This window comes from Providencia sp. 2.29, from assembly GCF_015832305.1.
Lineage (GTDB): Bacteria > Pseudomonadota > Gammaproteobacteria > Enterobacterales > Enterobacteriaceae > Providencia > Providencia stuartii.
In genome coordinates, this window is the sequence record NZ_CP065420.1 from 2,445,302 (window position 1) to 2,460,209 (window position 14,908).

Annotated in this window: 15 protein-coding genes and 1 pseudogene; 3 read left to right on the top strand and 13 right to left on the bottom strand. The window is 39.7% G+C overall.

Annotated elements, in window-relative coordinates; translation table 11 throughout:
- Positions 1 to 16: 16 nt before the first annotated feature.
- The 6 genes from I3B46_RS11255 to I3B46_RS11280 all read right to left on the bottom strand — a co-directional run bounded on the left by I3B46_RS11255 (position 17) and on the right by I3B46_RS11280 (position 5,277).
- Entirely contained in the window at positions 17 to 709 is a 693-nt protein-coding gene (locus I3B46_RS11255) for a phosphohydrolase (protein WP_036940207.1), read from the bottom strand.
- Positions 710 to 752: 43 nt separating this feature from the next.
- Positions 753 to 1,712: an acetyl-CoA carboxylase carboxyl transferase subunit alpha gene (gene accA, locus I3B46_RS11260; protein WP_036940204.1), complete on the bottom strand. Its 960-nt coding sequence runs from the start codon at positions 1,710 to 1,712 to the stop codon at positions 753 to 755.
- 130 nt (positions 1,713 to 1,842) lie between these two features.
- Positions 1,843 to 2,259 (bottom strand): helix-turn-helix domain-containing protein, encoded by a 417-nt coding sequence (locus I3B46_RS11265; RefSeq protein WP_004919718.1) that lies wholly within the window; start codon positions 2,257 to 2,259, stop codon positions 1,843 to 1,845.
- Between the two features lie 87 nt (positions 2,260 to 2,346).
- Positions 2,347 to 3,813, bottom strand: coding sequence for an AMP nucleosidase (locus tag I3B46_RS11270; protein WP_004919716.1), 1,467 nt, complete (start codon positions 3,811 to 3,813; stop codon positions 2,347 to 2,349).
- Positions 3,814 to 3,876: 63 nt separating this feature from the next.
- Entirely contained in the window at positions 3,877 to 4,185 is a 309-nt protein-coding gene (locus I3B46_RS11275) for a hypothetical protein (protein ID WP_036940200.1), read from the bottom strand.
- Between the two features lie 183 nt (positions 4,186 to 4,368).
- Entirely contained in the window at positions 4,369 to 5,277 is a 909-nt protein-coding gene (locus I3B46_RS11280) for an AEC family transporter (protein WP_196992983.1), read from the bottom strand.
- 286 nt (positions 5,278 to 5,563) lie between these two features.
- On the opposite strand from I3B46_RS11280, the gene I3B46_RS11285 reads away from it, so the two are divergent.
- Positions 5,564 to 6,103, top strand: coding sequence for an NADAR family protein (locus I3B46_RS11285; protein ID WP_004919711.1), 540 nt, complete (start codon positions 5,564 to 5,566; stop codon positions 6,101 to 6,103).
- Positions 6,104 to 6,252: 149 nt separating this feature from the next.
- On the opposite strand, the gene I3B46_RS11290 is transcribed toward I3B46_RS11285, so the two are convergent.
- The 3 genes from I3B46_RS11290 to I3B46_RS11300 all read right to left on the bottom strand — a co-directional run bounded on the left by I3B46_RS11290 (position 6,253) and on the right by I3B46_RS11300 (position 7,980).
- Complete coding sequence (locus tag I3B46_RS11290) at positions 6,253 to 6,834, bottom strand: helix-turn-helix transcriptional regulator (RefSeq protein ID WP_014658333.1); 582 nt, start codon at positions 6,832 to 6,834, stop codon at positions 6,253 to 6,255.
- Between the two features lie 146 nt (positions 6,835 to 6,980).
- On the bottom strand, positions 6,981 to 7,217 hold the full coding sequence (locus I3B46_RS11295; protein WP_004919708.1) for a hypothetical protein: 237 nt from the start codon (positions 7,215 to 7,217) through the stop codon (positions 6,981 to 6,983).
- 304 nt (positions 7,218 to 7,521) lie between these two features.
- A complete protein-coding gene (locus I3B46_RS11300) occupies positions 7,522 to 7,980 on the bottom strand; it encodes a GNAT family N-acetyltransferase (RefSeq protein ID WP_004919706.1) in 459 nt (152 codons plus the stop codon).
- Between the two features lie 106 nt (positions 7,981 to 8,086).
- Between I3B46_RS11300 and pdxR the strand changes: the two genes are divergently transcribed.
- Complete coding sequence (pdxR, locus tag I3B46_RS11305) at positions 8,087 to 9,568, top strand: MocR-like pyridoxine biosynthesis transcription factor PdxR (protein ID WP_163762043.1); 1,482 nt, start codon at positions 8,087 to 8,089, stop codon at positions 9,566 to 9,568.
- A gap of 148 nt (positions 9,569 to 9,716) precedes the next feature.
- Complete coding sequence (locus I3B46_RS11310) at positions 9,717 to 10,298, top strand: YebB family permuted papain-like enzyme (RefSeq protein WP_004919702.1); 582 nt, start codon at positions 9,717 to 9,719, stop codon at positions 10,296 to 10,298.
- Between the two features lie 277 nt (positions 10,299 to 10,575).
- Here the strand turns inward: I3B46_RS11310 and I3B46_RS11315 are convergent.
- The 4 genes and pseudogenes from I3B46_RS11315 to I3B46_RS11330 all read right to left on the bottom strand — a co-directional run.
- Positions 10,576 to 11,082: pseudogene (locus I3B46_RS11315) on the bottom strand (phage late control D family protein); the annotation flags it as partial.
- A gap of 297 nt (positions 11,083 to 11,379) precedes the next feature.
- Positions 11,380 to 12,948 carry an alkyl hydroperoxide reductase subunit F gene (ahpF, locus tag I3B46_RS11320; RefSeq protein ID WP_104873473.1) on the bottom strand — a complete coding sequence of 523 codons (1,569 nt, stop codon included), beginning with the start codon at positions 12,946 to 12,948 and terminating at the stop codon, positions 11,380 to 11,382.
- An 87-nt stretch (positions 12,949 to 13,035) separates the two neighbouring features.
- Complete coding sequence (ahpC, locus tag I3B46_RS11325; RefSeq protein WP_004919611.1) at positions 13,036 to 13,599, bottom strand: alkyl hydroperoxide reductase subunit C; 564 nt, start codon at positions 13,597 to 13,599, stop codon at positions 13,036 to 13,038.
- Positions 13,600 to 13,782: 183 nt separating this feature from the next.
- Complete coding sequence (locus I3B46_RS11330) at positions 13,783 to 14,907, bottom strand: ABC transporter permease (RefSeq protein WP_169342274.1); 1,125 nt, start codon at positions 14,905 to 14,907, stop codon at positions 13,783 to 13,785.
- Position 14,908 lies beyond the last annotated feature (1 nt).

Below are 14,908 nucleotides of genomic sequence, written 5' to 3' on the forward strand. Positions count from 1 at the left end.
CAAGCCACTACCTTAATTAGAGCCAAAACTGTTCGATGATATGATCATCAAACTGGACACTATTCCCCTTTAATTCAGCACTTAATTTCGCCATAAACTGTACTAAATAATTCGCATTTTGAGTGGCGAGCAATCTTCCCATTGAAGTTTGCATAGTACTCGGTAATTTAAGTAATTTTTGCTGAAAGTGATCTAAAGCCCATTGAGTATCATCCAGTGGCCTATTTTGTGCAAAAGGATCATTTGCATCAAATAATGCCCTATTCAATTGGCCACTAACGGCAAAAACACGCGCTAAGCCAATTGCGCCAAGTGCTTCTAACCTATCCGCATCTTGAACAATTTTCGCTTCAATCGTTTTTGGTTCGAGCTGAGCACTAAAACTATGGGTGATAATACAGTGAGCAATCGGTTCATAGTAATGTTCAGGTAGGCTTGGAAAATGAGACTGAAAAACACTCACCGCTTTATCAGCACTTAAAGAAGATGCTTGGTGTCTTTGGGGGTGATTTTTCGGCAATGAGACAAAATCGTGAAAATAACAGGCAGCCAATACAACCAAAGGATTAACTTGTTCTATTGGCTCCATAATTTTTTGTGCCGTACGCCAAACTCGCCTAAGATGAAAAATATCATGGGCATTATCATCATTAACCCAGTTTTTTAGCAGGTAATTATCAAACTCATTCGCCCATTGCTCTATATTCATTTCTATCACCAAACGACTTCAGATAAAAATGACTATATCATGCTTAACAGTAACCAAACGCCATAATTTTCTGATATCTTTCGGCCAATAATAGATCAACATCCCGTTTTTTGAGGGCCTCTAAATCAATAAGCAACTGCCGTTTTAAATTTTCACTCGCTAATACATAATCGCGATGTGCGCCACCGAGCGGTTCAGGGATAATAGTGTCAATAATACCTAGCTCCTTGAGCCTTTTGGCTGTCATTCCCATTGTTTCCGCAGCAACTTGCGCTTTTTGTGCATCTTTCCAAAGGATTGAAGCACAACCTTCCGGAGATATTGCCGCATATGTGCTGTACTCCAACATATTAATACGGTCGCCAACCCCTATTGCCAGTGCACCACCAGAGCAACCTTCCCCTGTTATCACGCAAATGATAGGTGTTTTTAGGCAAGACATCTCCATAATATTTCGTGCTATCGCTTCAGCTTGCCCTCTCTCTTCTGCACCAATACCGGGATATGCCCCCGCAGAATCAATGAATATCACTACAGGTAAATGAAAACGCTCAGCCATCTTCATTAACCTTAATGCCTTACGGTAACCTTCCGGGGAAGGCATACCGAAATTTCTCATCACTTTTTCTTTTGTGGTACGCCCTTTCTGTTGACCTATAACCATAACAGGTTGCCCGTCAAGGCGTGCTAGACCACCAACAAGCGCCTTATCATCCGCAAATGCCCTATCTCCAGCCAACTCCTGAAATTCCGTAAAAATCAGCGAAATATAATCTAGGGTATAGGGCCTCAATGGATGCCTTGCAAGTTGAACTATTTCCCAAGCACCAAGCTGAGAAAAAATTTTCTTTGTCAGTGTTAAACATTTTTTCTCCAGCAACTTGATCTCTTCATCGAAATCAATATCAGGCTGTTGGCTATTTTGTTTAAAAGCCACTAAGGCGTCGATTCTTTCATTAAGTTCGACGATAGGTTTTTCAAATGCTAAGAAGTGAGTAGACATAGGACCCTTTAAATCAGTGTAGCAATACCTAAAGTGTAGTTAAGATCTAAAAGGCTTTCTATGAAGGAAAATGGGATAAATTGTTATCAAAAGTGGGATAATCACGCGGTTATACCCACTAGATTATGCCTTATTGGCTGAATTTTCGGCTATTTCGTAGGCCTATCGACATTATTTTTTGAAATTTAGGGCAGGCTAAATGATTTTCTTCAGGGCAATTGACGATATGCAAAATACCTTTTTTTAACGCCGACAAATCATCAATGACTTTTTGAATTTCCTCTGCTTTTGTTATTAAATAGCCACGATCAATCGTTGGTCCATTTCTTTGATTCAACATGGTGCTTATTTCATCAAGTGAAAATTTTGCTTCTCTCCCTAAAGCAATAAGTGATAAGCGAGTCATCACATCTTTACCATGATAAACACGCTTCAAACCTTTACGACCAATCGGGGTAATTAACCCCTTTTCTTCGTAATAGCGCAACGTCGATGGCGGTAAGCCCGATAGCTCACTCACCTCAGAAATATCTAGTTCATCAACCATGGCGTTAATAACTCGCTTAATTCACCCATACCTCATTTTTTCATTTGCCACTGCAAATGTCATTGATTCGGTATCTATACTTTTTTATTACCTAAAAGGAGGCTCATCAAAGGTTCTTAATTTTCTTGAATGCAGTTTATCGCCTTCTTGTCGCAAAAGATCAATCGCTCGAATACCAATCTGCAAATGTTCTGAAATTGCCCCTTCATAAAAGCTATTTGCTTGCCCTGGTAATTTGATTTCACCATGTAATGGTTTATCAGAAACGCATAATAGCGTCCCATATGGCACCCTAAAACGATAACCTTGAGCCGCAATAGTCGCACTTTCCATATCTACAGCAACAGCACGGCTTAAGCTGAAACGGCGGGCCGTTGCAAAAAAGCGTAATTCCCAGTTACGATCATCCGTTGTTACCACCGTACCTGTTCTTAGCCGTTGCTTAACTAATTCACCTGGCATATTACTGACTTGTTTCGTTGCATCGTACAGTGCCCTTTGTACCTCTGCGATACTTGGGATGGGAATATCAGGGGGTAAAACATCATCTAAAATATGATCATCACGTAAGTAGGCATGAGCTAATACATAGTCACCAATTTTTTGACTTTCACGTAAGCCGCCGCAATGGCCTATCATTAACCATGCGTGTGGCCGTAATACCGCCAAGTGATCACAAATATTTTTTGCATTCGATGGACCAACACCAATATTAACTAATGTTATTCCTACACCCTCTTTCGCGATCAGATGATACGCTGGCATTTGGAATTTTTTCCATGTGAGATCAGACGTGGCAATTTGTGGGTCAGCGTTTTCAGCCGTTAAATAATTGTGCCCTACACAGGATAATGCAACATAACGACTATTCGGATCCCTAACTTGCTCGCAAGCCCAGCTTACAAACTCATCGACATAACGATTGTAATTTGTAAACAAAATATAAGGTTGCACATGTTCTGGCGGCGTTCCCGTATAATGTTTCAGTCTCGCTAAGGAAAAATCGACACGCAAAGCATCAAAGTGAGAAAGGGGCATCTCCTCTGCGGATTGAAATAAACCGTCGGTAATATCATCACTAATATCTGCAAGATCTGTAATAGGAAAATGAGCCGCTAGACTGCTACTCATACTTCTATCTAAAGCTAAATCAGAACCATCAATCACAAACGGGTATGGCACTTCAGTTTGTGAGGGGTAAACAGAAAAAGTGACATCATAATCTTGCTGTAAAATGCTCAGTTGCTCGGTTAAATATTGACGAAATAGATCCGGCTGGGTCACCGTAATACGATACTGTCCGGGCTTAACAAAACGTGCATATGCCCTCGTTTTTACGCAATGATCAATTTGACCATGCCACTCAACACATAGTTCAGGATAGGCAAATAATCCCTTTTTGCGGGCATCCGCATCAGGTAATTGCCCATCAGTCACATAAGCTGCAATGGCACTTCTTAAAGAATCAATGGCATTTGTGTACAGCAATGAAAGTTTATCTAATACCTCATCAATAGATAGATTTTCATTATTTTGACATTTTTCTAAAGACACACATGACCCCTTATCATCAAATGATGTTATTACCTTATCAAGCAGCAGTGTATGTCTTTAATATTATTCAAACAAGCCTTTATACATTTGCGTTGGGGATAAAAAATTCGTCTTTTCAGGTTGTAAACGCCTTACAACCTTGGTTTCAAAAAGCCATTGAAATTCAGCTTTGCTGAGGCTTAATGGCTGCCCAGTATTACTTTCAACGACAAATAGCGTATTATTTTTAATACCTTTAATTTTTATCCCCATCAACTCAGATTCTTTGGTTGTGAGCTTCTCGGGTGAACTAAAAATAGCCTCTATCGCGCGTGAACTGGGAATGGAGAGTGTTTGGTTTATTTGGGGTTGTTGATTAATACAAAATGGCATTAGCGTTCTCAATAAACAGAATTTTGAATGTAGATATAGCCATTAGACATATTTTATCTAAAACTGTCATAATGCGTTATTCCTACAACCATTTTATCCCCAAAATTAACCCCATATTTTAACAAAGCGATTCTCTTCAAACCCATTATCTCACTTAAGCTAAATAACGATAGCAGCAATGAGTTAATGTATTATCTGGGTAAGAATGAATGGTAATGTCACGACAGCAATTACGGTCTGCAAAGTGATGATGCCTGCCATAAGCTGACTATCACCATTTAGTTGACGAGTTAAAATATAAGCCGTCGGCGCCGTCGGTATTGCAAAGAAAATCACAAATAACGCGGTTTCAAACTCCGGTAATGAGAATAATTTTGCTGTTAAAAGCGCTAATACTGGCATCGCTAATAAACGTAACAGCGTAGAGGTCATTAGCGGCTTAAATTCTTTCCTGAGCGTCGATGTTTGCAATGCCGCGCCAATACAAATTAACCCTAATGGTAAACTCGCTGCCGCAAGTAGCTTTAATAGTTGTCCTGAACCAAAAGGTAATCCTATTTGAGATAAGTTCAGCAAAATACCAATAATACAAGAGAGGATTAACGGGTTTTTAATGATCGGTAAAAATAACTGTTTGATAGAAACTTTAGAGCCAGTGGTTAATGCTAAGACCGCAATAACATTACAACTTGGCACCAGTATCGCCATAATGACGGCAGCAATCGCTATGCCATCAGTACCAAATAAATCGGCTATAATTGCAAGCCCTAAATAAGTATTAAAGCGGGTAATACCTTGAATATGAGCACCAAACCGTGGTATTGGCATTTTAAAAAGTAATTTAAAAATTAGAACTAATACACTGCTAATAATAAGCACAAAAAATATCGCACCCGCGAGATAAGGCAGTTTAGGGCTATCAAGTGGGGCACTCGCTAAACTGTTAATCAATAAAGCAGGAAACAAAATAAAATAGTTCAGTTTTTCAGCGCTAGGCCAAAAATCAACCGAAAACAGCGATGAACGACGTAATATAAAACCCATTGCTATCAGTGCAAATAAAGGCCATAAAACTAACAATATTTGTTCCATATTTTTATACTTTACTTTCGTTAATAACCTTACCCAATAAGAGGGCTTACTGTATCGTTAACAAAATGTAATAGTTAGGTAAAAATGGCTCTATTCACGCGTGAAAATGCGACTTTTTATATCATTTATAAAAAATGTCTGATGCCTCACGTTTTATTTAATTTTCAACACTTGCCAGTTACTTTTTAATCAATCTATTTAAGCTATAACTACAGGTCTTTCTTATGGTATTTCGAAGAATTTATCGATACGCTACCCCAATAGAAATTTATTAGAACAATTTATTATGGATATCCAAACCCTTTGCAAACAATACCGAACAGGTAAAAAATTGAAATACCTCTTTTTCTGGGGTCATCAATCAAAACAAAAACAAGTTACCAAGAGTTGCCTGAGCCAATGGTATCCAGCTACTTTTATGGTTGAAGGCAATCGCTTTGCCAGTGCTGAACATTTTATGATGGCAGAAAAAGCACGATTATTTGATGACAATGAAAGTTTCGAGAAAATTATCCATGCCCCAAATCCTGGCGCTGCAAAAGCATTCGGTAGAGAGGTACGAGGCTTTCAACAGAGCATATGGGATGAGCATAGATTTAATATTGTTGTCGCAGCAAATCTTGCTAAGTTTTCACAAAATGAAGAGTTAAAAACATTTTTATTAAATACCAATGAAAGAATATTAGTGGAGGCAAGCCCTGTTGATAAAATATGGGGGATCGGCCTTGCTGAAGATAGTGAAAATATCGAGAACCCTCTCACTTGGAAAGGGCTCAATTTATTAGGTTTTGCGCTTATGGAAGTACGTAAACAACTAGCAACTTAAAACATTCCTTACTCACTCTAACATTGAACCAAGAAAATTGGCTTCCCTGCTACCACAAGCATTGAGTATTCGAGTTGTAGCTGGCGGCTTAGATATCATGAGCATTAAAGTTACCCCCTTATGTCAATAAGGGAGTATTTTAAGATTGGTTATTTAACATTCGTTTTATCGGCGTATGCTGCTCTTTTTTGCCTATTATCGACGATTTTTTTCGTTATCGCTTCAACTTCAAGCAAATCATCACATACACTTGATCGTAATGCCAAGTTCCATTTACTTAATGCCTTCGCATTCGTCACTAATTCAGGATGGTGATTTAACCTGCCATTAATTTGTAACCAATTAGCAACCTCAGCCCAATCCCATAAAGGGGATTGGCCTTTAATACGCTGTATTGGGTTTGGAAAATCCCCTGCACCCCGCTTACCATCTTTCAGCATTGCAACCGCTTGCCTTGATAGATGTGTTAAATCAGCAATATCACTCAAGCCGACGAGCACTGAATCAACCGATTCTACTCTTGCCCCTAACCCAGATGTTTCAACATGATGGATAGCTGACTCAATTGCATCATCTAATGATTTAGCCTCTCTATCAAATTCTAGATAGACCGATTTACCATAAAAACAGATTAGCGCATCACCGCAACCACTTTCATACAGCGCATCTTCGAGTCCTGGGGTATCAGCATTAACACCTGAAAGCACCAACGTGAAATTGTATAGTGACACTGTCTTCTCCTTGATACTCGCCATACATTAATGGATTCGTTAATAGATACCTTTAACTGAGACCATTTTATTATCTATACCGTTCTAGGTGACCTTTCTCATCCCCTAGATTATTCGCTTGAAACAGGCGGCAATGCCGCCTTAAATTAATTTCCAGACCGATAACAACTATCAACTTTCCGTTTGATCTGTTTAGCATGATCCTCAGGACGGCTTGGTGTGGACCACACGCTCATTTGATGGTTTTGATGTGCATCATTCGCGTCACCACAGCGTAAACGGCAAAAGGCATGCGAACTATGACCCGCTGATACCAAAACCCAGCCTTTAGAGACAGCATATTCAATCGCTGATTGAATGTGTTTGTTTGGATGTCTCTTCATTTCCCTCCTGTATCCGTACTGTAGTTACTTCGTTGACGGGTGTCAACAAGGTGTTTTCCTTTGAATATCACATGTAGTGATTGTTTACTGTTATTTTTCAATAACAGTCGGATATAACTTAACAAAAAGCTACTTTGAACTTTGTCTGAAATTAAAACAATGAGCATAGCAAAGGAGATAAAAGCCCCACCGCTCGCAAAAACAGTGGGGATGGCAGAAATCGCCAAGAGATCACAAGTAGGATAAAAAATCTTCGGATGATGAGTGGGTATGTAACCTATCTCATGAATAAATCACTAAAAGATTACAACGGCATTCTATATTCAATCACACCTGGTTTTTCAGCAACCCAATCATATAAGCGCTGCCCTCGTAAATTGGTTTCCTGCGTATGCCAATACAGACGTCCACAAGCTTGTTTTTTTGCTTGTTCATGCACGAATTCAATCAGATGTTTTCCTACCTGACGCCCCCTTACGTCTGGCGAAACAAATAAATCTTCCAAATAGCAGAAATTATTTTCCGCCCATGTGGAGCGATGGTAGAGGTAATTGACAAAACCAACCACTTTTTCACCTTCAAGTGCAACGGCGCAATACATAGGCTCATTTTCATCGAAAAAACGCTCCCATGTTTTTAATGTGATTTCTTCGCTTAAATCCACTTTATAAAATTCTTGATACTGCAACCAATAAACTAGCCATTGCGGATAATGCTCGGGTGACACAAACTCAACAGTAACAGGTAACATATTGTTATTCATGATATATCCTTTAACGATTCGACATATAAAACAATGGCGTTATATTACATATCAATCTGGTACTAAATAAGATACACTTTTGCTATTTATTTAGGATCCACTTCTAATGAAACGTAAACCGCAAGCTCTCTTCCCTCATTTACTCTTAGAAGCAGGTTGTATTAAAGAAAATGTTTATCACACCATCAGAAATGCCATTCTTGATGGGCGATTATCTGCGGGGATCAAACTGCCCTCGAGTCGTGCTTTTGCTGAAATGATGTCGATATCTCGCAATTCAGTCATTGCAGGTTTTGAACGATTAATCGACGAGGGTTATTTAGTTACTCGTCAAGGCTCTGGCACCTATGTTTCTACAACCATACCTGATGAGCTGGTTAAATTAACATCCAAGACAGATCCTCTCGATAAACAGCAATATTCTGCACCTAATCTCAATCCCGTGATGAGTCATTTAACGACATTATGGAAAACGTCTCGGCCTAATACGAATAAAAAACAGATGTTCAATATCGGCATTGGTTGCGTTGATCAGTTTCCCCATGATTTATGGGGAAGATTACTAGGAAGGATTTGGAGAAGATCAAAACAAGAAATTCCTCACTACAATCATCCGGCAGGTTATCCGCCACTAAAAAGAATATTAGTCGATTATGTGCACTCAACGCGTGGGGTTAATTGCAGCGAAGAGCAAATTATTATTGTAAATGGTACTCAGCAGGCAATTAATTTAACCGCAAGCGTATTATTACAACAAGGTAGCTCAGTCTGGTTAGATGATTCTGGATATGATAGTGCGCGAGCTATTTTAACTGCTCGTGGAGCCAATATTTGCCCAATTCCTTCTGAGAGTGATGGAATGAATATTACGATGGCCGCACAAACTTACCCTGACGCTTGCTTAGTTTACACCGCCCCTTCCCATCAATTTCCTCTTGGTACGACTTTGAGTTTAACAAAACGATTAGCGCTATTAGAGTGGGCAAACAAGAATCAAGCATGGATTTTTGAAGATGACTACAACAGTGAATTTCGCTATTTATCTAAACCTATTCAAGCACTTCAAGGGCTTGATGCGCATCAACGTGTTATTTATGCCGGCACCTTTTCTAAAATGATGTATCCGGGTTTTCGTTTAGGATTTTTAATTGTGCCAAAAATTCTGATCGAGCCTTTTACTATGATGAAATATTACAGTGATAGCCATTCAGGTTACTTAGAACAAGCCGCTTTAGCACAGTTTATTCAAGAGGGGCATTATGCACGCCATGTGCGTAAAGTTCGAAAAGTTTGCTATTCACGCCAAAATGCATTAATTAGTGCAATTAACACCTATTTGCCCCATGTATTTAACGTTGAGCAAACAGATTCAGGGATCCATGCTGTTTGTTGGTTAAAGCCGGGAATTAGTTTGCCGTTTATACTCTCTACCTGCCATCAGTTAGGTTTTGGTGTACAGCCACTGTCTCGTTATTGTATGAATAGTCATGAAAACAACGCTATTTTATTCGGTTATGCTGCACATACTGAAACTGAGATTACGCGTAGTATTATCGCATTGAGCCATGCCCTACAAACAATAAAATAAATTGAGTTGCATAACCTATAATCAATATAACCTAAACGAAAACGTATTATTTAATTTAATACGCGATTTTAATCCGTATTCTCATTGCTGTTACTCTTTATCAGGGATTACTATCAAACAGAGTTAAAATTATTGAGAGGTATGAATAATGACAAATAATACTCCCCCTAAAAACCTCGAGGTCGGCGATATTATCTTTACAAGTATTGGCACTACGTTATTTCGCCAAATAGCGTCAGCCTCTTTATGTTGGAGCAATCATGTTGGCTTGATAATTGGTCATAACGGGCAAGATTATTTAGTAGCAGAAAGCCGAGTACCGCTATCAACTGTCACGACTTTGACTCGCTTTATTCAACGTTCGGCTGGGCAAAGATATGGTGTTCGCCGACTTACTCACCACCTAACGGATGAACAAAAAGCAGCTTTAGTTGCAGAAGTTCCTTCAAGACTTAATAAATTTTATCATACTGGCTTTGATTATCACTCTTCCCGCCAGTTCTGCTCGAAATTTGTATTTGATATTTACCAGTCAGCACTTTCAATTAACGTAGGTGAAATTGAAACTTTTAAAGATTTATTAAGTAAAAACCCCGAAGCCAAACTTAACTTTTGGAAATTGTGGTTTATCGGTCATATTCCTTGGGAGCGTGCGACAGTGACCCCCGCCAGTTTATGGAGTCATCCGCAATTAGAGTTAATTTACCGCAGTCACGAGGATATTCATTAGTTCGGATTGCGATAATTCTTTGGCTTGTTGGGATGTTGCTTTGAGAATAAGCTATTTTGCATGATAATTTCGTACAAAAGACACTCGCAATCGAGTGTCTTTTGATACAAATTTGATAAAAGGCCCCATCTTTTCGAGTTAAGCTTTAAAATACTCAATTCCAATAATAATGAAAGTAACAGCGAAAAATCAAATTTAACAAATAAATCTAGATGTTTCCTTGCTAAATCAGAAGATATCATTTTCATTTAAAATTTGGATAGCTTAGTAAAATAAACTATCCAATTATTTCTATTCCTTTTAGCGATATTTCCAGTTCTAAATGGGCAATAAACCCGTTCCCATCAATGGTGTGTGTCACTCGGCTAATCACCCCACTGGTGACAATCAATGGTCGGTTTAAAGCCAGTTACCGTGACGGGTATTTCAGGGTAAAGGTTGGCTCGCCCCTCAGCCAACGTAATATTAAATTCTGCCGCACCCTCGATGTAATCGCCCTCTTTTTTGGGTTTTTGCTTGCGTTTAAGATTGGTTTTCTTTTGTTGAGCGTAGTTCAAATCTAACCAGTAAGCTTGTACGCAGGTGTACGCTTGCCGGTCAGCCAATCAAAAATAATGCCTATCCCCACTTTCCCACATGATTGTTATCACCTGTAAGAGCTTGCCGCTTTGCGTGCCCCCTAATTAGACAGGATAAATAACAGACTGCCGTTTTTAATGGTGGTTATCACGCCGAGCATTTCAGCCATGCACGTTAAAAAGCTAATATCGCTTTCGTTGGTTTGTATACATAAAGTAATTAAGATCACCGCACCGATCGCAATAACATAACCAAGGCCATCAAACATAATAATTCCATTTATCATTAACGAATATCAGTGCATAGTCTCAACCTTAAATTTACCTTAAGTACATGGAATGAATCTCACTCGCATACATTCCTTTATCTTTGCTGACTGATTTAGTTTAAATATCACTCACTAAGGCGGTTAAAATAATCTCGGCACGACTTAATCATATGCACAAAAAAAGGCACTCGCCCCCGAGTGCCTTTGGGTACAACCTACTGAATTAACAATTATTCAGTAGGTTGTACTGGTGCGGATTAGGTAGTCAAATGCGCTAAGTGCGGCTTTTGCACCTTCACCGGCTGAAATAATGATCTGTTTATAAGGTACAGTAGTACAGTCACCCGCAGCGAACACACCTTTCACATTTGTTTCGCCACGTGCATCCACCTCAATTTCGCCTATACGGTTACGTGCAACGGTATCACCTAACCAATTGGTATTTGGCAACAGGCCAATTTGTACAAATGCGCCTGCAACTTCTAATAAATGTACACTATCATCAGTACGGTCTTTATATTCAAGACCCGTCATCTTGCTACCATCGCCCTTCACTTCCAATGTTTGAGCATTAACGATAATGTCAACATTTTTCAGGCTACGTGCTTTATCTTGTAGTACTGAATCCGCCTTCAATTCAGGCGCGAATTCCAATACTGTCACATGTTCAACAATACCCGCTAAGTCAATAGCCGCTTCAATACCTGAGTTACCTCCACCAATCACAGCAACGCGTTTGCCTTTAAACAACGGACCATCACAGTGTGGGCAGAATGTAACGCCTTTCGTGCGATACTCTTGCTCCCCAGGTACTCCCATGTTACGCCAACGGGCACCTGTCGCAATAATGATACTCCGTGACTTCATTACTCCGCCGGAAGCTGTTTCGATTTGGTGGTAACCACCTTCTTCTGTTGCTGGAATTAACTTAGTCACTGACTGACCATCAATCACATCAACATTGTAGTCATCAACGTGGTTCTTCAGTGCTCCCGCAAATATCGCCCCTTCTGTTTTGAGTACAGAAATGTAGTTTTCGATATCAACGGTATCCATAACTTGGCCACCAAAACGCTCACCGATCACACCAGTGCGAATACCTTTACGTGCAGTATAAACCGCTGCGGATGCCCCAGCAGGTCCACTACCGATGATGAGTACTTCAAATGGTTCACGTTCCGTTAATGCTTTAGCGGCACGCGCGTCAGCATTCGTGTCAACCTTATTAATGATCTCACTTAATGTCATGCGCCCTTGGCCGAACTCTTTTCCATTTAAGAAAACAGCGGGAACCCCCATCACATTACGTTCTTCAATTTCATTTTGAAACAGCGCACCATCAATCGCTGTATGTGTGACATTTGGATTTAATACTGCCATTAAATTCAGTGCTTGCACAACATCTGGGCAGTTATGGCACGATAATGAATAATAGGTTTCAAAATGGAATTCCCCTTCAAGGGCCTTCACTTGATCTAATAACTCTTGTGCTTCTTTAGATGGGTGACCACCAATTTGCAACAATGCAAGCACAAGCGATGTAAATTCATGGCCTAGTGGTGAACCTGCAAAACGCAATCCACTATCAACACCAGGGTTAGTAATTAAAAATGATGGTACTCTTTGAGTATTATCTTGTACTTCACGAACAGTAATCTTGTCTGAAAGCGCAGCAATTTGGTTTAGAAGCTGTTTTATTTCATTTGATTTATTACTGCTATCTAAATTAGCGACTAACTCAACAGGTTTAGTCAATTTTTCTAAATACGCTTTCAATTGCGCTTGCATATTGTTATCGAGCATATGATCCCCTTGGTCATAAAATCGGGTGCATAGCACCCGATAACATCAGTATGTTTTTACTTTCTACTTTCGAAATAAAGTTTTCGATTAGATTTTGCCAACCAAATCTAAAGATGGAGACAGAGTTGCTTCACCTTCTTTCCATTTAGCAGGGCATACTTCGCCTGGGTGGCTAGCAACATACTGTGCAGCTTTAACTTTACGTAGCAGATCAGAAGCATCACGGCCAATGCCTTCTGCTGTGATTTCGATAGCTTGGATGATACCTTGTGGGTCAACAACGAAAGTACCACGGTCAGCCAAACCTTCTGCTTCACGCATATTTTCGAAATTACGAGTCAGTTCACCTGTTGGGTCACCGATCATGGTGTATTTGATTTTACCGATAGTTTCTGAACTTTCGTGCCATGCTTTGTGAGTAAAGTGGGTATCAGTTGAAACTGAATAGATTTCAACGCCCATTTTTTGGAATTCTTCGTAATGGTCAGCGACGTCACCAAGTTCAGTTGGGCAAACGAAAGTAAAGTCTGCTGGATAGAAGAAGAATACACTCCATTTTCCAGCCACATCTTTTTCGGTGACTTCGATAAACTTACCGTCTTTAAAAGCTTGATTTTTAAATGGTTTGATTTGAGTATTAATTAAAGACATTTTACGTTCTCCTGTTTGGTTGATTATTAAGTTACTGGTTTACAGCCTTTTTTTCCAATCAGTTAATACTATCGATTTGATAGGTACAGCCTTGCAATAATTTTTGAATTGATAGGCACTACATTACAACGCTTACTGAACAATTCAGCAAGCGTTTTTTGACATAATTGCAACAGCAAGGTGTTATGCCATGGTTGCAATGGTTTTACGAAACCGCATTAATGCGAATGAAAAGAAGACGATACCGATAATTAATAAGACAATAAACTGAGGCCAAACGATCTGGAATCCTGCTCCTCGATATAGAATCGCTTGTGCAAGGCTCACAAAATGTGTTGTCGGCATCGTCAGCATAATGTCTTGAACTAACTGAGGCATACTTTCACGTGCGGTCATACCTCCTGAAAGCATATTTAACGGTAATAGAACAAGGATCATCAATAGCCCAAACTGAGGCATTGAACGAGCTAGCGTACCCATAAAGATACCAATTGATGTGGTCGCAAATAAGCTTAATGCCACACCACACATAAATAGCAGTATAGACCCCTCGATCGGCACTTGTAGCAAGGTTTTAACCACCAGCAGAAGCGATACTGCCGAGGCAACCAAAACCACTAATCCCATTGACCAAATCTTAGATAGCATGATTTCAAATGGAGTTAGTGGCATCACCATTAAATGCTCAACCGTACCGTGTTCTCGTTCGCGAATTAGCGCAGCGCCCGTTAACACTATCGAAAGCATAGTAATGTTATTAATGATTGCCATTACCGACCCAAACCATGATTGCGTTAAGTTGGGGTTAAAACGCATACGAACTTCAAGATCTACAGGTAAACTCGCATCACTACGGTACTTAGCAAGAAACTCATTCACTTCACCTAAAGTGATATTTTGAATGTAGCTATTACCTAAAAACGCTTGGCTCATACGTGTTGCATCAATATTCACTTGGATTTCTGGATGGCGACCGGCCAGTACATCCTTCTGAAAATTAGGTGGAATATCTAAAGCAAAAGTATAAGTACCTCGGTCAAGAAGGCCATCAATCTGTTCGGGAGTTACATCCGCCGGCGTCTTAAAATAAGGTGCATAAAAACTATTGATAATACGGTTCGATAACTGTGATTTATCCTGATCAGCAACCGCAATCGGTGCGTGATGCAAAGAGCCTGGCGTCACTGTTGCCGATGAATAAATCGACACCGTAAAAGCAAAAACAATAAGCGCCATCATCGCCTTATCACGCCCTAAACTACGCAGCTCTTTGACACCTAAATGAAATATGTTTTGTAACTTACGTATC

What these genes read in the sequence shown, in the direction of transcription:
- I3B46_RS11255 (WP_036940207.1), bottom strand. Translation starts at nt 709, where the DNA reads ATGAATATAGAGCAATGGGCGAATGAGTTTGATAATTACCTGCTAAAA.
- accA (WP_036940204.1), bottom strand. Translation starts at nt 1,712, where the DNA reads ATGTCTACTCACTTCTTAGCATTTGAAAAACCTATCGTCGAACTTAAT.
- I3B46_RS11265 (WP_004919718.1), bottom strand. Translation starts at nt 2,259, where the DNA reads ATGGTTGATGAACTAGATATTTCTGAGGTGAGTGAGCTATCGGGCTTA.
- I3B46_RS11275 (WP_036940200.1), bottom strand. Translation starts at nt 4,185, where the DNA reads ATGCCATTTTGTATTAATCAACAACCCCAAATAAACCAAACACTCTCC.
- I3B46_RS11280 (WP_196992983.1), bottom strand. Translation starts at nt 5,277, where the DNA reads ATGGAACAAATATTGTTAGTTTTATGGCCTTTATTTGCACTGATAGCA.
- I3B46_RS11285 (WP_004919711.1), top strand. Translation starts at nt 5,564, where the DNA reads ATGGATATCCAAACCCTTTGCAAACAATACCGAACAGGTAAAAAATTG.
- I3B46_RS11295 (WP_004919708.1), bottom strand. Translation starts at nt 7,217, where the DNA reads ATGAAGAGACATCCAAACAAACACATTCAATCAGCGATTGAATATGCT.
- I3B46_RS11300 (WP_004919706.1), bottom strand. Translation starts at nt 7,980, where the DNA reads ATGAATAACAATATGTTACCTGTTACTGTTGAGTTTGTGTCACCCGAG.
- pdxR (WP_163762043.1), top strand. Translation starts at nt 8,087, where the DNA reads ATGAAACGTAAACCGCAAGCTCTCTTCCCTCATTTACTCTTAGAAGCA.
- I3B46_RS11310 (WP_004919702.1), top strand. Translation starts at nt 9,717, where the DNA reads ATGACAAATAATACTCCCCCTAAAAACCTCGAGGTCGGCGATATTATC.
- ahpF (WP_104873473.1), bottom strand. Translation starts at nt 12,948, where the DNA reads ATGCTCGATAACAATATGCAAGCGCAATTGAAAGCGTATTTAGAAAAA.
- ahpC (WP_004919611.1), bottom strand. Translation starts at nt 13,599, where the DNA reads ATGTCTTTAATTAATACTCAAATCAAACCATTTAAAAATCAAGCTTTT.